The sequence below is a fragment of the Psychrobacter sp. LV10R520-6 genome (genome assembly GCF_900182925.1).
Lineage (GTDB): Bacteria > Pseudomonadota > Gammaproteobacteria > Pseudomonadales > Moraxellaceae > Psychrobacter.
On record NZ_LT900024.1, the window covers coordinates 1,615,872 to 1,637,258 of the forward strand.

The window sequence follows — 21,387 nt, forward strand, 5'->3', positions numbered from 1 at the left end:
TGTGCCTTTTAATGATCTTTAGACTTTTTAACGATTTTTGTACTTTTTAGTGGAAGGTTATTCCAATAATAACCTATCGATCCCCACTTCAATATGTGGATACTTATAATATTATGCCCTCCCGTTCTGAATATGCACTAATGTCTTCTATAGACAGAAATATGGTGTTGTTTATCTGTTTTAGCAGCGCTATCGCGTTTTTCGACTTTTTGATTTATTTATATATTGCAGATACAGTCGCTTTAGCTTTTTTCCCTGCTAATATTGACCCTAACGTCAATAAGCTGCAGGGGTTTGGGCTGTTTGCTGTTGGTTATTTGGCACGCCCACTTGGTGGGATTATTTTTAGCGGTTATGGCGATACTAAAGGCCGCAAACCGGTACTATTGATTAGTATGCTTGTTACCGCTAGTAGCTTGCTGGCAATGGCATTGTTACCAACATACGCCCAATGGGGGTTATTGGCACCCGCTTTATTTATTTTACTACGACTCATACAAGGTATGGCGTTTGGTGTCTATGTCCCGCTTGCATGGGTCTTCGTTGCAGAACATGTGCCGCGGCAATATTTGTCGGCTGGCTGTAGCTACGTAACCGCCAGTCTCTTTGTGGGTGTATTATTCTCTAACGCCTTTTTTGTATGGCTTAACGCTAACATGACTGCTGAGCAGCTGGTCGATTATGGCTGGCGTTTGCCGTTCTTTGTGGCGGCAATACTGAGTTTTTTACCGTTATTAGCCTGGCGTTTTATTCATGAATCACCCTTTTTCGTTGAGATGGTAACCTCAAAGTCTAGTAGCGACGGCGCAAAGCCATTTTCTCTACTCTTTCAGTATTGCAAGCATTCTATATTCATCGCTATGCTGCTGACATTTATTGTATCTAGTATTACTATAGTAGTGGTACTACTGTTACCAGATTTGATTGCGCTACGTTTTGCACCAAATAGTGATTTGTTTGAGCTTTCACACAGTCTTGGCATTGTATTTATGATTTTCGGCTGTGTCTTTTATGGGCTAATCTCTAATTATCAAAATTTCGGTAAAATTCTCACTATTGGCTCGGTGCTATTAATCGGTCAAATATTTGCTTTTTATTACCATCTGGATGCAGGTGGTGACTATATCTTAATCATGTATGCCCTCTTAGGGTTTTGTGCGGGCATTGTCGGTATGGTGCCAGCCATTTTAGTGCAGCTGTTCCCAACCAACGTACGTCTAACAGGCTTGGCATTTTCTTACAATATAACTTACGCTATCGTCGGCGGTTTAGTGCCCTTTGCTCTCGGCTACGTCACTATGTTCGTAAGTTTCACACCCGCATTATATATTGCGTTTGTGGGCCTTATCGGGATAATCATGGGGCTTTATTTTTATAATTTACCCGAGTTTAAACAAATTGATGAGTTGATTTAGTTCTTGTACCCTGACCTTTTTTAAACTGATGGTACAACATCATGACAATTAAACGCCTGTAAAAATATTTCAACGCAAGCAAAGATATTCTGATAAGTACATCCAAACTCTTAACCCGCAAGGCTTTGACGCTAAATGACTGACTTAATGAGAGATAAGCGCCTATCGGTTGCGCCGATGATTGACTGGACGACAACTGACTATCGTTATTTTGCGCGCCTGTTTAACCCGCAAGTGTTCTTATATACCGAGATGATTAGTACTGGAGCGCTGTTACATGGTAATCGCACGCGTCACCTGCGCTTCGATGCGCGCGAGCATCCCCTTGTACTCCAGCTTGGCGGTGCTGATATTAATGAGATGACTCAATGTGCTGAATTTGCCCAACAGCATGGTTATGATGAGGTTAATATCAATGTTGGCTGTCCCTCTGATCGCGTACAACATAATAAAATTGGCGCTTGTTTAATGGCAGAGCCTGCTACCGTCGCAGATTTGGTTAAACACATGCAAGCGGCGGTTGATATTCCGGTGACTGTCAAGCATCGTATTGGTATTGACGATTTTGACAGTTATGAGTTTATGGCGGATTTCGTACGAACTGTTGCTGATGCGGGATGTACGCACTTTATTGTCCATGCGCGCACTGCATGGTTACAAGGTTTGAGTCCCAAGCAGAACCGCGATATTCCACCGCTGCGTTATGACGATGTCTATAGACTTAAGCAAGACTTCCCAGCGCTTACTATTGAAATCAATGGTGGTATCGAGACGATAGAAGATATCCAAGCGCACCTACAACAGGTCGATGGCGTGATGATTGGGCGGGCGTTTTATCATAACCCTTACCTATTAGCACAAACTAATATCTTATGGGGACAGCCTGTTCCTAAGCGCTCAGAGATTTTGGCGCAACTATATCCGCATCTGAGTCAGCAGGTTGCCCAGGGCGAGCCATTGTCAACGATGGCACGGCATTATTTAGGTCTGTTTCAAGGATTGACCGGCGCACGCAGATGGCGACAAGCCTTAAGCGGTAAGCCTCATTTAACTATTGAAGATATTGAAAGAGCAGCAGATGAAGTTTTGCAATTAAATCCTGATGCTTAAGAAAGTTTGTTTGATAAAGCTTAAGAAACTGCTTAGAGAAGTAAGCAGTTTTCAAGAAGGGCTGACCAATTAAGCAGCTTGTGCTAGATACTGCCACATCGCAGCGCCATTATTAATAATATGTAGCAACATCGGCAATAATAGCGAGCCCGACTTGATACGAGCGTAGCAAAATATCAATGCCAATACCACAAGGGTACTGATTTCATATAGACCATATTGCAGATGAATAATGGCAAACATGACGCTGGTCACGATACTAGCAATTACTGCGCCGCGTTGTTCTGAGAACTGCTCAGCAATGGCTGACCACAATACGCCGCGAAATACCAGCTCTTCATATAGGGGTGCGACAATCACTATGGCGACAATCAACAACCACACTGAGTTGACTGACTCATATAAAGGATCAATAAAAACCAGTGGCGATTTGTCCAGCAAATAAGTTAACGCCTCACTGCCAATCATAAATAACAATAATAAGCCAAACATTCCCAAACCAATTGCTAATGAGAACGGTGTGAGTGCTAAATATCGCCGGACATCACTGCCTTTTAAACGAACAATCAACACGCTAAGCGCGGTCAATAATAAACAGCTGATAAAAATTGAAACGCTAACGACTGTGCCATCACTGCTACCAAAGAAGAATATGTCGCTAACTGACGATGTACTGGCAGCAGGTAGCAATAGCTTGCCGGCAACATAAACCCCTATCAACTGACTCATAAAAAAGGCAGTAACCATTGCTATTATCAGCGCCAACACGCCCCAGCGCGAAAACAATGGCAGGCGCTTTGACTGAGGTGTTAATGGGTTATTTAAAATATCAGTAGGATTAGAGTTAGACATGATTAACTATAGCTCGGTGATTGAATAGCCATTACTAGTAGATTGCAAGAAATAACCAACTAAGACGGCAGCTGCTGCTTAATCAAGTCTAAAACGTCTGCAGATACAGAGTCTGGGTGCTCAAGCGGGAACATGTGGCCACCTTCATGAGTCTGATAATTAATGCCCAAACGTGCCTTAATTTGCTGTGGGAATTTGCGTTTTAAAAACAGACTCTCCTTACCAATTATTAAGGTGACTGGTGGCTTAGGGGCGCAGTTTGGTATCAGCCAATACAGCGATGGATTGGTACGAAAAACAGCGACTTCACTAGCTTTAGGGATAGCTAAGGTCACTTTACCATCAGCACGCTCATGTAGACCATGCTCAATATAACCTTGAAAGCTACGCTCGTCAAAACTTTTAAAAAAGCCTTTATGACGTAGCGTATCGTAGGCGTCTTCACGGCTATCCCAGACATCACGGCGGTTCTTGGATATCCCAGCTGGTGATAACTTATCCATTAATCGATTGTTCATCAGCGGCAGTCTATCAGCGGTCTTAGCAAGATGCCATATGAAGCTGGTCTTGCCATAAAGCCAAGGTGGATCTAGTAGCACCGCTTGACTAAAATATTGAGGCGCGCGGTATAACGCTTGCAAGGTACATAAGCCGCCCAGTGAATGCCCAATAGCGACTACTTGCGTCACGCCATGTTGCTCGCAAGTTTGCTTCACACTATCAATAATTTGCTGCGTTAAGCTGCGCCAATGATCATCCACGGGATAATTGGGATTATCGCCTAGCATAGGAATATATTCAATGGTAAAAAATGCCTCTAAGCCCTCGAAGAACGGCTGATAGACCGCGCTTGGCATACCATTAGCATGAGCGAAATGAATGACCGGCTTTTGCGTTTTTTTAGATGCTGGCAGCGACGCAAAGGTCTGTGACTTAATAACACTCATGACTTACCCTTAATATTTCTCATTAGTTACGGTTGATTTTTACTAAATCGAATTTGTTGATAATAAAACAATAAAACTGAGCCATTATGTATGACTCAGTCTTTATGACAGTGTGCTTATGTAAATGGTGTTAAGTAAACCATCTCAACTAAACGCTGGTTTAAAAAAATGCCACTACTAGCGCATCTGTGCATTGCCTTCTTCTTGTGGCAACACATCAAGCTTAATGCTTGAGCCGATGCCCGCACCCATCTTGACAGCGAAGCGATCCATAAAAATCGCGAACGGATCTGTTGGCGTATAGTTCACGACGTTTTCAAGCTCAAGCTGCTTCTCTAAACTAGCAATACTGCCTGTTTCATCCGCTAGGCCCAATGCAATAGATTGCTCACCGGTCCAAAACAATCCTGAGAACAGTTTATTTTGTTCAGGATTTTTCAAGCGATCACCGCGACCTTCTTTAACGGCGTTGATAAAATGCTTGTGGGTATTGGCCAGCACTTTTTCGACATGCTTTTCTTCAAAGTCAGTAAGCGGACGCGATAGGCTCAAGATATCTTTATATTCGCCTGCAGTAATAGTGCGGTCTTCAACGCCTACTTTATCCATGAGGCCTTCGATATTATAGCTTGGCATAATTACGCCAATAGAGCCTACTAAGCTTGATGGATTGACATAGATTTCATCGGCTGCGGACGCTATATAATACGCACCTGAAGCACCGATATCACCAATGACGGCATAGAGTTTCTTATCTGGATACTCTTGGCGCAAATCCATCATGGTTTGCCAGATTTCATCAGACTGTACTGGTGAGCCACCAGGCGAGTTTATATCCAGCGCCACGGCTTTAGAGTTGCTGTTTTCAAAGGCGTGGGTCAAGGCTTCGTTAACATCATAAGCATTGGCCACATCGCCGCTACTGATCGTACCTTGCAGTTCAACCACCGCCAAATGTGGCTTACTGGTATCAATACCTTCAAGGCCAGTCGGTGCTTTACTGGTGCAACCACGCCCTAGTAGTAAAAATACCAACAAAATATAACCAAAGGTCAGTAGCTTAAAAAAGATACCCCAACGCCTTGCGCGGCGCTGTTCTACCACACTAGCCAACAAGGTATTTTCGATAAGTCGCCATTCTTGTCCACTAGGCTGGCTTGGCTGTTGTTGCATGGGGGCTGGCTGGTTTGCCGAATTTTCAGGATGTTTATTAGGGTCTGGTGGCCAGTTGGGCATATAACTTCCTAAGTTAGAAACAGTCTAAAGCAATAAAAGAGGTGATATAAAAATATAAATATAGCGAGAGTACTTGAATATTTTCACCTTATTATATACCTATATTGATACAGCTACATTGATATAGGTATGAATTGATATAAGTATAAAGAGTATGGTGCTATTTCGGTCACGGTTCAATAGTAGAAGCATGAGAAACTATAAACTGTAACGTTATTGCGGCGTTATTTGGGACTGTTTAATCTGCTTGAGGCTCATCACCCAGATCCAAACTCAGGGCTAACGCCACTTTTAAGGGCTTATTATCATAGGTGATTGCTTCACCTACGCGCTGTAAGCTCAATACCTCAGCAGATGCTTGTGAGGTACTGTGACTTAGCCAGGTTACTGAATTGTCGGAAGTATTATTAATAGAAAAGGGGTGGGCTGTGCATAGCCGCGACCACAATTGCCAGATACGCTGATGAGTGGCAGCATCAAGAATAATACGGGTTTGGGTAGATGCAGTCTGGCTATTCTCTTGCTTACTATCTTTTTGCTGACTACTTGATCGCTTAGTGTCTTTTATAGCAGCCTTTGTAGCAGCGTTATTAATGAGTGGAATGGCTGTTTTATTTAACACTTGGCCGGCTAATTGCGGAGAGTGCTGAGGATCAGTAGCATTGTACTGAACAATTTTGATGGGTAAATCACTGTCGATGGTAACGGTACAATCCCAAACGCTAGAATCTTTTATTGTAGGCCAGCCAGTCTCAGCTTTTAATGTCAAATCGCCATTCGCAAGCTGCCATATCTTCCCTTGTTCGCAACTTTGAGCACTGATAACGGATCTCTCTTTAGATTGGTCAGCTTGAACATAAACTTGTTGTAGTGTTGACCACTGATCACTACGCCCTGCTTGCCAATATTGGTTGGTTGGCATGCGTTGGCTTAGCTGCGCAACGGTCATCGGCAACAGCTCAGAAAAGCTCGTTTTAGCATTATCGCGTTTCTTTTTATCACGCTTGTTTTTAATAACCAGTGTATCTGTTAACGCGACGCTACTGGTTTGCACAATAATACCTGCTAAGCGCTTAATCGATAAGGTGCGTAGTTGCTGCTCTAACGTCGCGGAAAGTTTATCAGCCGTTAGCGAGCTTGGCATGGTGCGGGTCTCAGGCCCTCGATGATCGGCTAAGAACAACCAGCTGACACTATCCGTAGTCAGTGGTTTATGGCGTTTGTTAGTACTAATATCCTTAGTCTTACTATCATCAATCTCACTGTCATCAATCTCATTTTCATAAATGGGATATTGCAATACAGCAGCGCTCAAATAGCGATCGCCAGTAGGCAAAACATATAAAGTCGGTGTCAATGACAAGGCTTGCTGATTGGCATATATAGTCATCGCTAATAGTGTTAGGGGTGGTAACGCCAACCAGCGACTAATAAGGCCACGTGGTAACAACCAAGGCAGCATGACTAATAAAGCCATTAACAGAATGCCGGTATTTACCGGTGTATATAGCCATGCGCCTTTTAATGACGGTAAAGTTGTCAGCCATGTTATTAGTTCATGTAAGGCGGCCACTATGGCACTGACTAGTGCCCAAATACTATCAGCTACTGCGGGCAATAATAAGTAGCACAGTCCTGCAAGTAGGTTCAATGGCACAATCACCCAGCCAAACAAACCGATGGCAAATAAGTTAATTACCAAACCCCACAGCGACGCCTTACCAAATAATAATAAAGTAAGGGGCAACAGCGCTATAAATAGCCAGCACTGTAATTTAAACAAACGTTTAAAAATTGGTCCTATCTGATTAACAAAGACACTAAGTTTGTGCCTGTCTGTCGGCTGCCGATTTTTAACTGCGGTCTTACTCTGCGTCTGTAGTGTATTGTCATACTTTAATATTAGTGCCACCGCAATAAAAGACAACCAGTAGCCTGCTTGCCACAATACATAAGGATCAAACCACGCCATCAATACTGCCAATCCTAACAATACTCGCATGGTGCTAACCGGCAATAAGGTCAATCGTACTGCCCCAATAGCGAGTAACATCCATGCGGTACGGGCAGCTGGCACATCAAACCCTGTAAACAAGGCGTAAATAAAAGCGGCGCTAATCATTACTAACCAGCGAACTTGCCAGCGCGGTATATAGCGATAAAATTTTGGAAAAATACGGTCAACAAGTAACACAGCCGCGCCTGCCAGCATAATCGCCAAAAACAACACATGGGTACCAGAAATAGCCAGTAAATGCGAGATACCTGCCAGCTGATACAAGTCTTTAGTGTCACGATTGATTAAACTGCGATCGCCAGTTAATAGGCTGAGCGTTACTGCCTTTGCTTGCTGCTCGGCGGTGGTTTTCTGCGGCCACTCTTGATAAAAGTGCTGACGCAATTGCCAGCGCCATTGATCAATACTAGTACGGAAGTGTTTAAGGTAGGAATCAGAGGAAATCATCAGTCTCGGTGAATTGCTAATCTTAGCAATCGGTGTGCCAACCGTTATAATGGTGGCTACCCCATCAATATGACGGCTCCGTAGCCAACGATAGCTATCAAAACCTGTCGGATTATTAATCGCTTCTTGGGATGTAGCAAGGGGCTCAAGCGTCAATGTCATAAACAATTGATCGCCGGGCTGTAAATCGTTTACAGTCTCTATTGGCAAATTTTTAAATGGCTGCTTTGTTGATACTGTAGATGACTTTTTTGGATAGGCATTAAGTAATATACGATACTTTGTTTTTCTATTACTGTTGTTGTTTGAATTATTAATGCTTAGGCTATTATTAATGTTCTCAATATAATTAGTAGTGGCGTTATTTAAGTCTTGAGTTGTTAATGCAGAAACTAATGGTAATAGATGTTTTATGGTAGCGACCTGCCGATAGCCACTGTTGGTTGTGGGATCATAGACGCTGTCACTCACTCCCTCGATAGTAACCAATGCTTTTACACGCATAGGTTCGTTGATTGCCGTAGCCTCTGCTTGTTGATGACTGACCAAAGCTTGCAATGCACTACCGATAATCAATACGACCGCTAATATCGCTATCAGCGAATAACGAATAATATGAAGAGAAAAGCTAAAAATAGGCAGCGAATTGTGAGGAGAGCTTTCAGAGGGAGGTTGATAAGAGCTTTGGAAAGAAGATTGATTAGTATCCGCTGAGGATAGCGCACTGCGCTGGGTGATGAATGCTAAGATAACGGTAATAGTGATTAATAATAAAAGCCCAATAGAAACAGTGGCCATATTTTCTAACAGCAGACTGATCGGCAACGCTATACTGTTCGCGACCGCTAGAGCGCCTATCATGGCAGTTATTATAAGAATGCCTATCAACCAGTACACTAGCACTCCCAGCTTGATGATTTTAATATGTTTTAGATACGTTTATCGATAGCTATGCGTGACGATTGAGATGTGCATTGAGATTAGGGTACGTTAAGGCTAGCAAATTAAATCGTGATGGACTGTAAGAATTCACTAAATACCGACGATAGCATTTCTATTTATATTACCCTATACTGATTAAACGGCTTGCGCTTATAATGATCTGCCATTACCGTCCTGTTTCTTCTTATAATATTTTTCATCCATATTTTATTAATATTATTGCATGCCAGCCTCTCGCGTTAAGCGTTGCGGACTGTAGTTAATGATTAAAGGCAAGCCTGTGCCCCAAAAACGACTAAAAAATCTGCTGCCTACTCCCGAAAAAATATTAGAAAGCCGCACCTTAAAGTTATTTGCGCCGCACTTAGCTGACCCTCGTCTGTGGCATTTTAACCGTCATAGCTTAAATAAAGCAGTATATATTGGTGTGTTCAGTGCATTTTTCCCCTTGCCTGGACAAATGTTATTGGCATTAATTGGGTCACTAATTTTTCGCGCTAACGTACCGATGGCGCTGGGTTTGACATGGATTACTAATCCTCTTACTACCCTTCCTATTTTTTATGCGGGCTACTATGTTGGTGCCAATATTCTTGATCTACCGATGATTAGCTTACGGGTTATAGGTAGGATGATCACTGACTTTAGCTTGTGGATACTATCTGATGGTGCCAATCCATTTATCACTTATGAAGGTACCGTATCAATAGCCGCTTTTTGTTTGGGTCTGACTATACTGGCCATAGTTACCAGCATAGTTTGTGGCTTAACGTTTAAAGCCATATGGCGCTATAAGACGGTTGTTAATTGGCAAAAACGCCCGCACGACCCTTCTGATAAACCGCCTAAATTCTAATAAACTAACTTTTTTATTCATAATAAGAGTCCTTATGGATTGAGGAGAGCGGCTATTTGGCTGCCTCTTTGTTATTACGTTTTTTACACCACAATTTTGCTACCACAATAAGACTGTTTACTAGGGTCAATCACAATAAGCTCTACACCATATTATCTATACAATAAGCATTTAACAGCTTAATATTCTTACTCTGAAAATCTTGCTTTAGTATTCTTCCCAATGCCCATTACGTAACAGTAACTGACGATCAGCAAGCGCTGCTAGATTACGGTCATGGGTGACCATTAATAGTGCCGTTTTCATAGTGCTTTGTAGCTCTGACAGCAAACCAAAAACGCTTTGCGCATTATCATAATCTAAGTTGCCGGTCGGCTCATCTGCCAGAATCAACGACGGCTTAGTCACCAAGGCACGTGCAATAGCCACACGCTGACGTTCACCCCCTGACAGCTCGCCTGGTCTGTGATCCAAACGGTGTTCTAAGCCCACATTTTCTAGTATCTCAATCGCTTGTTGTCGTGCTTCTGTAGGTGAGATCTTTGGACGCATCAATAGCGGCATAGCGACGTTTTCTACCGCTGTAAACTCCGCCAACAAATGGTGAAACTGATAAATAAAACCCAAATATTGATTGCGCATCGCGCCACGCTCGGTCTCATTCATATGATTGAGACACTTACCATGTAGCCACACTTCGCCACTGGTTGGCGTGTCAAGTCCCCCTAACAAGTGCAATAAGGTACTTTTACCCGAGCCGCTGGTGCCGACGATAGCGATACGCTCACCAGGAGTAACGGTAAGGTCCAAACCGGTCAGCACTTGCGTACGTACTGCCCCTTCATCATATATCTTACTGATATTGCTTGCCTCTAAAATGGCAGACATACGGTTTCCTTTATTTATACTTAAGTTATTACTTATGCGGTTACTTATCGTCAAATCCAATCAACATGAGTACATGAAACTTATAACTATGTTGTCTTATAGTCGTGTTATACGCTACTCATAGCGTAGCGTTTGTGCTGGCTGAATTCTGGCTGCTCGGCGTGCTGGATATATAGTCGCCAAAAAGCTAAGAATAAAGGAAGCACCCGTAATCAATACGACATCAACCAAACGCAGCTCTGAAGGCAGATAATTGATAAAATAAGCATCAAACAAGTTCAAACCAAAGCTTTGGTTAATAAAGCCCAAGATATCACTAATACTTAGCGCAAATATGATGCCCAGTATAGTACCAGCGATGGTACCAATGAAACCGATGACCACACCTTGTACCATAAAAATTTGGGTAATCAATCGTGGAGATGCGCCAAAAGTTTTTAAAATAGCAATATCCGCTTTTTTATCCGTTACTAGCATGACCAAACTTGAGACAATATTAAACGCTGCTACCAAAATAATCAAAAACAGCAGCAAGCCTACCATAGCTTTTTCCATTTGGATTGCCCCAAATAGATTGCCATGAGTTTGCGTCCAATCGTTAGGATACAGCCGCTCAGGCGCAATGGCCGCTGCTTTTTGTGCCGCCATTGGCGCCGTAAAGAGATCATTGAGCTTCATGCGAATACCTTGCGCCCCATCCGGTAGACGTAGCAATTTAGCCGCATCATTCATCGGAATAAATGCCATGAGACTGTCCACTTCTGGACTGATACTAAATATCCCCGTCAAGGTAAAACGCTTAAAGCGTGGTATCACGCCAGCAGGTGATGGTGACGCTTCGGGTAGCACTAATGTGACCTTATCCCCGATGCGCAGCCCTAACGACTGCACCATCTCTTCACCCAGCACAATACTAAAATCACCGCTTTTTAGAGTATCAATACTGCCTTCGGTCATGTGTTCGTTGATAATTGAGACGTTTTTCTCGTACTCAGGATCAACGCCAGTGACCATAATTCCTGCCACTTGACCATTCGAGGTCAGCATCCCTTGCAGCTGAATAAAGGGCGCCACTGCCACAACTTCTGGATCTTCTTCTTTAATGCGATCAGCCAACTGTTTCCAGTCACCAATAACCTCGGTTGAGGTGACGGTTGCTTGCGGTACCATACCCAAAATACGGGTTTTTAGCTCACGATCGAAGCCATTCATTACCGATAGCACTGTGATTAGAACGGCGACACCAAGGGTCAGACCCATCATTGAAACTAGCGATATAAAAGAGATAAAGCGGTTACTGCGCTCTGCTCGAGTGTACCGTAAGCCGATAAATAACGCTAAAGGACGAAACATATTCAAACTCTTTATCTTATATACGTGCGACCTTATGTAAGCTATAAAACCAGTGATATCAAATGCATTAAGCATTATATCTGTTATCCTGATATACAGACCACTATATAAATCGAACACACAAATATGGTTCTAGACAGGCCAGCTATTTATCTAACTATTTACTCAACTGGTTATATAACTGGGCCTGTCAAAAGGGGGATAGTTTGACACAATTTATCTGACATGTGCCAGTCATTAGCGAAAACTGGACGTATTCTCTAATAAAATCTGCTACTTTGTTATTATTTTTTGTGAGGGGCTTGCTATTACTTGCGTCTATACCTATATATTGTATGCTAGGGACAATTGTCATTAACCCATCATTGTTGTTTGCTGACCCTTTACTAGTGCCGTTGCTACCTGTTATAGACCAATACTTTTATATATTGGCTGACATGTGAGCAACGACTTTTTAGCGTCCAAACTTCATGGCTGACTTAAGTTTGAGTATTTTCATGACCATCAATTATCAATATAAAAACGTTCAATCTCCTACCAAAATTACTTTAAGCGACGAAAAAACCGCCGGTCATGCTGATCATTGGCGTATTTTAACCGACGATATGAGTCATGATGTGCCGCAGTGGTTACAACAAATGATTGAACACGCAGCGCTACCCAAAGGACTCAACGCCAATGCCAGCGCTAAAGACAGTTGCTTACTATTATCGGAAGACCAGCCTTGTCATATTAATCAAGTGCTGGCAATGAAAGATGGTAAGCCTGAACGTTTTATTAATGCCTACCCCTGCGTTGACGGTCCCTATGGCCTTACCTGTAAGATTGAACGTCTGATCGTCAACGATAATTCACACGATGCGGTACTGCGCCTTCGTAGTACTGATGGCAGTATTGTTTATGCCTTTGATCAGCTTTATACTGCTAATCGCCACTTATATCAACAAAACACCTCTTATTTTGTGAATTTTAGTGCTTGGGCACATGAGATTACGCTCAGCGAACAAAATGAAGTCATTATGGTTGAAGATAAGGAAGCCATTCGCTATCACCGTGCTTTTAACGATATCGTTGCTGCTAATGACGGTCAAGTGCCAGACGATCTTCAAGAACAGATCAAAGATTGGCAACCGACTACTAAAGAGCAGATGGAGCCAGTAGAGATTAACCTAGGTCACATGTGCGCTTATTTGTTCGGTGATACCTTAGGACAAGAAGATGAGGCATGGTGTCAAGGCCAAGTGCTGGGCAAACAAGAAACGCTGTTTAATGGCAAATCAGTTATTTTATTTGACGTCGTGATACTGCGTGAGCAAGATACCGATCCCTTTGTAGTACGTATGGGCGCAATGAATACAACAAGCAATCAAGCTATTCAAGTCAACGATTATGTACAAGCTAATATTTGGCTACAAGCAGCGATTTATAAAGAGAACCAAGCCACGAACAAGCAGACGCAACCTAGCTAGCTTGACATAAACTGTTGTAACAACAAATTTTAGATCGAAAAAAGCCCCTAAATTCAACGTTAGGGGCTTTTTGCCTGACTGAATGCTTAACTGGTTTTAAAAATACTTGCTATGTCCGATATCGGAATAAAAATAATCGTTATAACTGAGTATTTTTAAAAAAGCGTTTAAGCCATAGTCGTCATAGTCTTAATTTTATTAAATAGCTCTTTTTGCTCTGAGCTTGGACGCGCAGTCTGTACCGCCATTAATTGTGACATATCACCCTCGACACGAATTTTACCACTCATGAATGCGCCCATAATTTCATTCATATCAAAATCAGTGATTATTGATTGTAAAAGGCTACGGTCAAGTAACAAAGTAGTAGTGGCAGCATCATTTAAACCGCGATGTAATAGACCATCCGCAAAATGGGCCTCAATATTTTGTTCAGCGTCAGAAACTTTAAGATTAATAATCATATTTGCTAGTGCAGGCGGTAGATTTAGCTCACCGGCCTCAGCTCCTAACTGCTCAACTTGCTCAAACCATGCGTCTGTCAAAAAAACTGCCATAATATTATCCTTTATGAATGTCATGATGGGCTAATTAAATTTATCACAGCAACTTTGCTGATACCCAAAATTATTGAAATAGTTGTTGTTAATATGCTGCGTTATTAACCACGCTGTATCATTAACGCTGTGTTCTTAACACAGTTATTATATAAAGCTTTGTTATTAATAATGCTCGACCTCATTATAAGGGGCGACTTAATGATAAGTAAAACCCTTTTACGTGACTGCTTGCCAAATGGTAACAAAACTCTATTAGAGATTCTTTTATGCGCCTAATCGCTACTACCTCATTTATTAATAAGTTATTGATGGGTAGTTAGCACTCTGCTGCTTTTGTTACCCCTTAAAATGTCCTTCAATTTAGACCAAATGCTATAATATCTTATGCTAATAAAGCTTACTTACTATTACAATCCATAATATATATCTTGCTTATCAATAGCGGTATATAGACTTTTATCTTTTTTCAGGTCCTTATAGAACCCTTAGACGACAGCCAAGCTGCGTCTAAAATACATTTATGTCATTGTCATAATAAGTTGTCTGCTAAACTATTTACCAAAGAGTTTGTATTTTGGCGCATAGTTCTGATGATATTTGCTTAATATTGGGTTACAATACCCTTAAACAGAGTCGGGAGTTTTAACTAAACATTACGTAAACCTGTTTTTTGTCAGCCGACGCTAGCATACATCTATGATTCATGATTTTTTTGTTACCAAATTGATGTCAGTACCCTAGTTTTATAAGTACTAATTATACGTGCTAATTTACAACTACTAACTTATAACTACTGACCTCGTTAGTAATGATATTAGTAAAAGTAAAAACAGCTACTTAGTACTATTAGATGTTTGATGCTCAAAGACGGCATACTTTCTTATTAACTTGAACGATATATTAACAATCCTACTATCGACTAGCTGTGAGCCCAGTGCATTTTTAGCGCCGTCCTCTACCCATCAGCACTCGCTGATATCTAGCGAAGGCCTAGCTTGATAGTTAATAAACCGTTACGGCAGTAAGCAAGTCAGACACTAGCAGGTGCCGCAGTCATTATCTGGTTATAGCACTCTTTTTATAACCCAGATGCCGCGGAGAGTTAGTTAATTCTGTTGATAATTCAGGCTGTAAAGGAATCATCCAATGAGTTTACAAAACACAGCAGTCGCCCCTATTGATCGTGAGTATGAAATCACTATCGTAAGATTTTTTACGATCATGGCCATAATATGGGGTATCATCGGCATGAGCCTTGGTGTGTTCATTGCATCAGAGTTGGTTTGGCCAGCTCTTAACGCTGACATTCCATGGATATCATTTGGTCGTCTAAGACCGTTGCATACCAATGCCGTTATTTTTGCGTTCGGTGGTAGTGCCTTGTTCGCAACGTCTTACTACATCGTCCAGCGTACCTGTAAGGCGAGATTATTTGCCCCTTATCTGGCCTGGTTTACCTTTTGGGGTTGGCAGGCAGTTATCGTCTCCGCCGTGATCACCCTTCCTCTAGGTTTAACCTCGACCAAAGAATACGCTGAACTTGAATGGCCGATCGATATTTTGATTGCATTGGTATGGATTTCTTATGCCATTGTTTTCTTCGGCACACTTATCAAACGCAAAACCTCTCACATCTACGTGGCTAACTGGTTCTTTGCGGCCTTTATTATTGCGATTGCGTTATTACATATCGTCAACAGTATGGCCATTCCTGTTAGTGCGTTTAAGTCTTACTCATTATTTGGTGGTGCAACCGATGCGATGGTGCAGTGGTGGTGGGGGCATAATGCGGTAGGCTTTTATCTAACGGCCGCTTTCCTTGGGATGATGTATTACTTTGTTCCGGTACAGATTGGTCGTCCTATTTATTCCTATCGTCTGTCTATCGTTCACTTTTGGGCACTGATTGCTTCTTATATGTGGGCAGGTGGTCACCATTTACACTATTCAGCGCTACCAGATTGGACGCAGTCTCTAGCCATGGTGTTCTCTATTATCCTATTTGCGCCCTCTTGGGGTGGTATGATTAACGGGGTTCTTACCTTATCCGGTAGTTGGGATAAATTGCGTACCGATCCGATTATTCGCTTTATGATTGTGGCCTTGTCGTTCTATGCGATGTCAACGTTCGAGGGCCCAATGATGGCTATTAAGACGGTCAACGCGCTATCGCATAATACAGACTGGACAATCGGTCACGTACACTCAGGTGCACTTGGCTGGGTAGGTATGATTACCATTGGTTCTCTATACGTGCTCATACCGCGTATTTATAATAAGCCAAAAATGTATTCAATCAGCTTGATTACTACCCATTTCTGGCTAGCAACGGCGGGTACTATATTCTATATCGTCTCCATGTGGATCTCAGGTATTGGTCAGGGTATGATGTGGCTCGCTACTAACCCCGACGGTACTTTAGTATACAGCTTCGTTGATACCGTTGAGTTCTCGCATTTCCCCTATATGGGTCGTGCTTTTGGTGGACTGCTCTATTTATCGGGTATGTTCGTAATGGCATATAACGCTTATAAAACGATCAAGATGCCAGAAGGTAAGCCGGTAGATATCGCTGATCCGACTGATCATGAACCTAGTGTCGATGAAACCTCGACAGCCAACGTATAAGGAGCGATCATGGCTGGTACACCGCATGAGATTATTGAAAAAAATACAGGCTTGTTGGTCATCGGTATCGTTATTGCTATTAGCTTTGCAACGCTAGTTGAGATTGTACCGCTGATATATGATAACAAGGGCCCTGAAGATGGTGGGGTGAACGCTCCCCTTCCTTCTATGGAACCTTGGACCGCGCTTGAATTTGAAGGTCGTGATATCTATATTCGTGAAGGGTGTCACGTTTGTCATACCCAGATGATTCGTCCACTACGCGCAGAAGTTGAGCGTTATGGACCATATTCACGGGCTGCTGAATCAACATGGGATCATCCATTTTTATGGGGATCGAAACGTACGGGACCCGATTTAGCACGTGTTGGCGGACGCTACTCTGAAGATTGGCAAAAACAACATCTGATGGATCCACGCTCCTTGGTGCCTGAGTCGGTTATGCCTGGTTTCCCTTGGCTTGCTACTAATGAAGTCGATGGCTCAGATATTCAAGAAAAAATGCGTCTATTCCGTGACCATTTCGGCGTCCCTTACACTGAAGAAGATATCGCAGGGGCTCCTGATGCGGTTCTTGGCGCCACTGAACTTGATGCTTTGGTTGCTTATCTTCAGCAGTTAGGCACCGCAATGGAAGGACAACGCTAATGGGTATTGTTGAGTTACAAATTATTGCGACTGTTTCTGCTTTTGTGGCCTTTGTAGCTATTGCCTGGTGGGCCTATTCGCCAAAAAACGAAAAACGCTTCGAAGAAGATGCACAACTTGCGCTTGATGATGAGGATAAAGAACCCTTATCTGACGAGCAGCGTGATAAGGATAAACCATGACATTTTTTTGGAGTTCTTGGATCACCATACTCAGTATTATGTGTTGGGCTGGTATCCTTGGTGTCTTACTAATGGTATTAAAATATAAACCAGAAGTAGAAGACGATGGTACGACTGGTCATGAATACGACGGTATCCGAGAATATGACAAGCCACTGCCTAAATGGTGGCTTGTTATATTTTTTGGCTCCATCGTTTGGGGTGTTGCTTACTGGGTATTTTTCCCAGGTATTTTCCCATCAAAGTGGGAAGGTATTGCAACGGTAGAAGTCGATGGCGAAACCGTGCCTTGGACCTCTCATAATGAACTGGCTAGTGAGCTTGAGCGCAATAATAAAGTATTTACAGATAACTTTGAAAAAAATATCTTGGTAAAAGCGGATGCCACTGGTGCAGCGCAGACATTAGGCACTTTAAATGAGATGCAAGCGACTATGCGTCGTAGTGAGGCGCCACCGGCTGATCTGCAAACTAAGATTGATGATAAGATTGCAGAACTCGCACCGGCAGTTGAGAAGCTTGCTGAAAATCCAAATGCTTTAAAAGTGGGTAGTCGTCTGTTCTTACAGAACTGCTCGGTTTGTCACGGCTCTAATGCTAAAGGTGCCACAGGCTACCCTAATTTGACCGATAATGATTGGCTATACGGCGGGGAAGCTACCAATATCTTAACGACGCTACATAACGGTCGTGTTGGTGGTATGCCCGCTTGGCGTGATCAAATTGGTGAAGAGGGCGTACGAGCAGCAGCAGAATATGTGTTGTCATTATCATCTAATAACGGTGATAAAGGTAATGGTGAGCTTGATAAGACTCTGGTCGCTCAAGGTAGTGCAATCTTTCAGAAAAATTGTGCGTTATGCCATGACAAAAATGGTAAGGGTATGATTTCAGCGGGTGCGCCAAACTTAACCGATACTATTTGGTTGTATGGTGGCGAGCGTGAAACGGTGCGCAATACTTTACGTTACGGTCGTGCAGGCGTCATGCCACAATGGGAAACTAAGCTAGGTAACGAGCGTATCATGCTAGTAGCCGCTTATATTTACTCGTTATCAGACCGAGGCGCGCTGACAGCTAAAGCGTCACTACCTGCCAATACTACTGCGCCTAAAGCAGCAGTACCCGCAGCAGCTACTGCTAATTAAGAGCGCTTCGTTAGATTGCCATATCATAGGATAATGATATTTAAAAAAAGGAGAACTGTCATTGCGGTTCTCCTTTTTTGGGTAAATGATTTTATGGAAAATTTTAAGTTAAGTATTTTTAATCGGTATTTTCTCTTAATTATTAATAAACAAATTTAGAAGTCATTTTTTTGATATTTTTTAGCTTGATAGCAGGCAATGTATGGCCCTTATATCGATATTTATTCTTATATAATGATTGTTTTTTTAGATTATCTCCCCATTTATAGTAAGGGGAATGGTAAAATAATCGTTACTATAAATTAGCGCTACAAATCAATACTATAACCCATTATATATAATCGCTCATTCGGTAGTTGGGACAAAATTAGCATTCGTTATGCACAAAACCTCCCCTACTTACTGACATTGATAACAGCGTAAGCTCACACATCTCATTTTCATAATAGGTGTTTGTTACCCATGCCAGCAGACTGATTCTTTTCTTTAAAGAGGCAAGTTTATGTCAGCACAACAACCCAGTCGAATTCCTGTTATTGAAGTCGATCTCAACGCCACCAAAAAACGTATTCATCCTAGATTTATCACGGGCTTTTATCAAAATATCCGTGTGATCAGTATGTATGCGTTTTTGGCACTGTTTTTGATTTTACCGTGGCTGCGCTATAACGGTAGACAGGCAATTTGGTTTGATGTTCCCTCCCAGCATTATTATATCTTTGGCATGACCTTTTTGACCCAAGATTTTTATTATATTGCAGCGTTTGCGCTTATTGCGGCTTTTGCCTTATTTATGGTGACCGTTTACGCAGGGCGGGTGTGGTGTGGCTATGCTTGTCCACAAACCATTTGGACACATATGTTCCAATACGTTGAGAAAATGGTGATTGGTGACCGTAACAAACGTATCAAATTCGATAAACAGCCGATGAGCGTCAGTAAAGCTTTTAAGCGCTCTTTAGTTTATTTTGTTTGGTTCGTGTTCTCGATGATTACGGCCACTACTTTCGTCAGTTATGTATCGGGGACAGACGCCCTATATCAAAGTTGGCAAATGATAGGATTTATACCCTTTCCTGATTGGTCAACGTGGATATGGGTTTCAGTATTTATTTTTGCGTTTTCGACCTACGTTAATGCTGGCTATATGCGGGAGCAGATGTGTGTTCAAATTTGTCCTTATGGCCGTTTTCAAAGTGTCATGTTTGATAAAGACACACTTATCGTCTCCTACGATTATGAACGCGGTGAGCCTCGCGGTGCGCGCAAGAAAGGCACCAACCCTGACGATTTAGGCGATTGTATTGAGTGCCAAATGTGTGTGCAGGTCTGTCCCACCGGTATCGATATTCGTGATGGTCTGCAAGTGGCCTGTATCCAATGCGCCGCCTGTGTCGATGCTTGTAATGAAGTCATGGACAAGGTAGGTTATCCACGTGGTCTGATTCGATATACTACTGAGCGTCAGTTGGTGGAAAAAGAAAAAAGTCGAGTATTTAGTCCGAGGTTTTTTGCTTATTTGGCTCTACTCACGGTATTATGTGGTGGCGTCATATACGCTCTGACGGATCGCATGCCATTAGAGATTGATATCCGCCGTGACCGTAACCAATTGTCTTCACTCAATACTCAAGGGATGATTGAAAACAGTTATATCGTCAAGCTAACCAATAAAACTCAAGACGAGCACACTTATACCATTACTTTAGCGCCGAAAGACGGTCTAAGCTTACATTTGACCTTTAATGATGTGCCATTAGATCCTGGTGAAAGCTTCAATATGTCAGTAAGTATTTACGGTGACCCTAAAGTTGTCGACGAAGGCCGGACACTAGTTACTTTAAATGTGGTTAGTGAAGGTGGTAAATATAAGGTTAGTAAACAAAACGTATTTACCACTCAAGGCCAGTAAACATCAAACAGCCTTATCAAATATTCAAATTTATCAGGTGCTTAGCAGATGCAGCGCCTGATAAATCAAGCTATACTGAATGCGATTACTGATTGTCATTAAGCTGGCTACAGTTAAGTGTCAGCTTAATCAGTTGATATATTTAATAGGTATTTCATTAATAGGTACTTTATGTCTACTCCATCACCGAACTTTAAACATCAAGACAGTCAGCCGTGGTATAAGAACTACATAGTGATTATCTTCGTGATTGGTATGCCAGCTTTTGTGGTTATTGCCTGCATTTGGTTCGTATATTATTCTTATCAAATTCGCGATAGCGTAGTACGTGATGATTGGTATATGGATGGTAAAACCTTATACCATGATGTGTCACGTGATAAGCTCACTTATGATTTAGACTTACATGGTGATTTGCAGTTTTCAGATAATGGCGATATTACTTTTTATCTGAACTACCCTGAGCAAAGTTTGCAATCGGGTAAATTACTCAACGGTACGCCGCTGACCTATCCTGATAAGCTGAACTTATCTATCTCGCACGCGACCGATGTCAAAAAAGATCGTGATGTGGTACTGCAGCACCAAAGCGGCAATAAGTACAGTGCGCAAGTGAGCTTAGAAGGTGTTAAAGCTAAATATTACCTACAGGTTAGTAATGACGGTAAAGATGATTGGCGCATGCAAGACGTGGCGAAATTACCACGCTCAAAGGTGAGCTTTGATCCGCTACCTGTCTTTGCTGAAAACCTATAATTATTAAGAAGCAGCTGTTAA

General features: G+C 42.2%; 17 protein-coding genes. 10 read left to right on the plus strand and 7 right to left on the minus strand.

Translation table 11 applies throughout. From position 1 onward, the window contains the following. Positions 1-113: 113 nt before the first annotated feature. On the plus strand, positions 114-1,415 hold the full coding sequence (locus U1P77_RS06710) for an MFS transporter (protein ID WP_321154281.1): 1,302 nt from the start codon (positions 114-116) through the stop codon (positions 1,413-1,415). Positions 1,416-1,550: 135 nt separating this feature from the next. Further along, positions 1,551-2,525: a tRNA dihydrouridine(20/20a) synthase DusA gene (gene dusA, locus U1P77_RS06715; RefSeq protein ID WP_321154282.1), complete on the plus strand. Its 975-nt coding sequence runs from the start codon at positions 1,551-1,553 to the stop codon at positions 2,523-2,525. Positions 2,526-2,594: 69 nt separating this feature from the next. Here dusA and U1P77_RS06720 read toward each other — a convergent pair whose 3' ends face one another. The 4 genes from U1P77_RS06720 to U1P77_RS06735 all read right to left on the minus strand — a co-directional run bounded on the left by U1P77_RS06720 (position 2,595) and on the right by U1P77_RS06735 (position 8,885). Beyond that, positions 2,595-3,377 carry a CPBP family intramembrane glutamic endopeptidase gene (locus U1P77_RS06720; RefSeq protein ID WP_321154283.1) on the minus strand — a complete coding sequence of 261 codons (783 nt, stop codon included), beginning with the start codon at positions 3,375-3,377 and terminating at the stop codon, positions 2,595-2,597. A 59-nt stretch (positions 3,378-3,436) separates the two neighbouring features. Beyond that, positions 3,437-4,324 (minus strand): alpha/beta fold hydrolase, encoded by an 888-nt coding sequence (locus U1P77_RS06725; RefSeq protein WP_321154284.1) that lies wholly within the window; start codon positions 4,322-4,324, stop codon positions 3,437-3,439. Between the two features lie 177 nt (positions 4,325-4,501). Continuing rightward, on the minus strand, positions 4,502-5,560 hold the full coding sequence (sppA, locus tag U1P77_RS06730) for a signal peptide peptidase SppA (protein WP_321154285.1): 1,059 nt from the start codon (positions 5,558-5,560) through the stop codon (positions 4,502-4,504). Between the two features lie 238 nt (positions 5,561-5,798). Then, positions 5,799-8,885 (minus strand): ComEC/Rec2 family competence protein, encoded by a 3,087-nt coding sequence (locus U1P77_RS06735; RefSeq protein WP_321154286.1) that lies wholly within the window; start codon positions 8,883-8,885, stop codon positions 5,799-5,801. A gap of 361 nt (positions 8,886-9,246) precedes the next feature. Here U1P77_RS06735 and U1P77_RS06740 point away from each other — a divergent pair, with 361 nt between their 5' ends. Next, on the plus strand, positions 9,247-9,822 hold the full coding sequence (locus U1P77_RS06740) for a DUF2062 domain-containing protein (RefSeq protein WP_321154287.1): 576 nt from the start codon (positions 9,247-9,249) through the stop codon (positions 9,820-9,822). A 207-nt stretch (positions 9,823-10,029) separates the two neighbouring features. On the opposite strand, the gene lolD is transcribed toward U1P77_RS06740, so the two are convergent. Both lolD and U1P77_RS06750 read right to left on the minus strand, forming a co-directional pair. Next, the gene (gene lolD / locus U1P77_RS06745) at positions 10,030-10,710 is read right to left on the minus strand and encodes a lipoprotein-releasing ABC transporter ATP-binding protein LolD (RefSeq protein WP_201558875.1); all 681 of its coding nucleotides are present in this window, start codon (positions 10,708-10,710) and stop codon (positions 10,030-10,032) included. Positions 10,711-10,824: 114 nt separating this feature from the next. After that, a complete protein-coding gene (locus U1P77_RS06750) occupies positions 10,825-12,063 on the minus strand; it encodes a lipoprotein-releasing ABC transporter permease subunit (protein WP_321154288.1) in 1,239 nt (412 codons plus the stop codon). Positions 12,064-12,560: 497 nt separating this feature from the next. Here U1P77_RS06750 and U1P77_RS06755 point away from each other — a divergent pair, with 497 nt between their 5' ends. After that, positions 12,561-13,532, plus strand: a complete 972-nt coding sequence (locus U1P77_RS06755; protein WP_321154289.1) for a hypothetical protein — start codon at positions 12,561-12,563, stop codon at positions 13,530-13,532. 167 nt (positions 13,533-13,699) lie between these two features. Here U1P77_RS06755 and U1P77_RS06760 read toward each other — a convergent pair whose 3' ends face one another. Beyond that, positions 13,700-14,089 carry an SCP2 sterol-binding domain-containing protein gene (locus tag U1P77_RS06760; protein ID WP_321154290.1) on the minus strand — a complete coding sequence of 130 codons (390 nt, stop codon included), beginning with the start codon at positions 14,087-14,089 and terminating at the stop codon, positions 13,700-13,702. 1,149 nt (positions 14,090-15,238) lie between these two features. Between U1P77_RS06760 and ccoN the strand changes: the two genes are divergently transcribed. The 6 genes from ccoN to U1P77_RS06790 all read left to right on the plus strand — a co-directional run bounded on the left by ccoN (position 15,239) and on the right by U1P77_RS06790 (position 21,366). Then, complete coding sequence (gene ccoN / locus U1P77_RS06765; RefSeq protein ID WP_321154291.1) at positions 15,239-16,720, plus strand: cytochrome-c oxidase, cbb3-type subunit I; 1,482 nt, start codon at positions 15,239-15,241, stop codon at positions 16,718-16,720. Between the two features lie 9 nt (positions 16,721-16,729). Continuing rightward, positions 16,730-17,368 (plus strand): cytochrome-c oxidase, cbb3-type subunit II, encoded by a 639-nt coding sequence (gene ccoO, locus U1P77_RS06770; protein ID WP_321154292.1) that lies wholly within the window; start codon positions 16,730-16,732, stop codon positions 17,366-17,368. Further along, a complete protein-coding gene (locus U1P77_RS06775) occupies positions 17,368-17,550 on the plus strand; it encodes a cbb3-type cytochrome oxidase subunit 3 (RefSeq protein WP_321154293.1) in 183 nt (60 codons plus the stop codon). Before ccoO ends, U1P77_RS06775 begins: the two co-directional genes overlap by 1 nt. Then, positions 17,547-18,698 (plus strand): cytochrome-c oxidase, cbb3-type subunit III, encoded by a 1,152-nt coding sequence (gene ccoP / locus U1P77_RS06780; RefSeq protein WP_321154294.1) that lies wholly within the window; start codon positions 17,547-17,549, stop codon positions 18,696-18,698. The genes U1P77_RS06775 and ccoP overlap by 4 nt, the downstream gene beginning before the upstream one ends. A 502-nt stretch (positions 18,699-19,200) precedes the next feature. Further along, positions 19,201-20,610: a cytochrome c oxidase accessory protein CcoG gene (gene ccoG, locus U1P77_RS06785; RefSeq protein ID WP_321154295.1), complete on the plus strand. Its 1,410-nt coding sequence runs from the start codon at positions 19,201-19,203 to the stop codon at positions 20,608-20,610. Between the two features lie 171 nt (positions 20,611-20,781). Beyond that, positions 20,782-21,366, plus strand: coding sequence for a FixH family protein (locus U1P77_RS06790; RefSeq protein ID WP_321154296.1), 585 nt, complete (start codon positions 20,782-20,784; stop codon positions 21,364-21,366). The last annotated feature ends 21 nt before the right edge of the window (positions 21,367-21,387 follow it).

Coding starts and splice junctions, on each gene's coding strand:
- U1P77_RS06710 (WP_321154281.1), top strand. CDS start 114: ATGCCCTCCCGTTCTGAATATGCACTAATGTCTTCTATAGACAGAAAT.
- dusA (WP_321154282.1), top strand. CDS start 1,551: ATGACTGACTTAATGAGAGATAAGCGCCTATCGGTTGCGCCGATGATT.
- U1P77_RS06720 (WP_321154283.1), bottom strand. CDS start 3,377: ATGTCTAACTCTAATCCTACTGATATTTTAAATAACCCATTAACACCT.
- U1P77_RS06725 (WP_321154284.1), bottom strand. CDS start 4,324: ATGAGTGTTATTAAGTCACAGACCTTTGCGTCGCTGCCAGCATCTAAA.
- sppA (WP_321154285.1), bottom strand. CDS start 5,560: ATGCCCAACTGGCCACCAGACCCTAATAAACATCCTGAAAATTCGGCA.
- U1P77_RS06735 (WP_321154286.1), bottom strand. CDS start 8,885: ATGATAGGCGCTCTAGCGGTCGCGAACAGTATAGCGTTGCCGATCAGT.
- lolD (WP_201558875.1), bottom strand. CDS start 10,710: ATGTCTGCCATTTTAGAGGCAAGCAATATCAGTAAGATATATGATGAA.
- U1P77_RS06750 (WP_321154288.1), bottom strand. CDS start 12,063: ATGTTTCGTCCTTTAGCGTTATTTATCGGCTTACGGTACACTCGAGCA.
- U1P77_RS06755 (WP_321154289.1), top strand. CDS start 12,561: ATGACCATCAATTATCAATATAAAAACGTTCAATCTCCTACCAAAATT.
- U1P77_RS06760 (WP_321154290.1), bottom strand. CDS start 14,089: ATGGCAGTTTTTTTGACAGACGCATGGTTTGAGCAAGTTGAGCAGTTA.
- ccoN (WP_321154291.1), top strand. CDS start 15,239: ATGAGTTTACAAAACACAGCAGTCGCCCCTATTGATCGTGAGTATGAA.
- ccoO (WP_321154292.1), top strand. CDS start 16,730: ATGGCTGGTACACCGCATGAGATTATTGAAAAAAATACAGGCTTGTTG.
- U1P77_RS06775 (WP_321154293.1), top strand. CDS start 17,368: ATGGGTATTGTTGAGTTACAAATTATTGCGACTGTTTCTGCTTTTGTG.
- ccoP (WP_321154294.1), top strand. CDS start 17,547: ATGACATTTTTTTGGAGTTCTTGGATCACCATACTCAGTATTATGTGT.
- ccoG (WP_321154295.1), top strand. CDS start 19,201: ATGTCAGCACAACAACCCAGTCGAATTCCTGTTATTGAAGTCGATCTC.
- U1P77_RS06790 (WP_321154296.1), top strand. CDS start 20,782: ATGTCTACTCCATCACCGAACTTTAAACATCAAGACAGTCAGCCGTGG.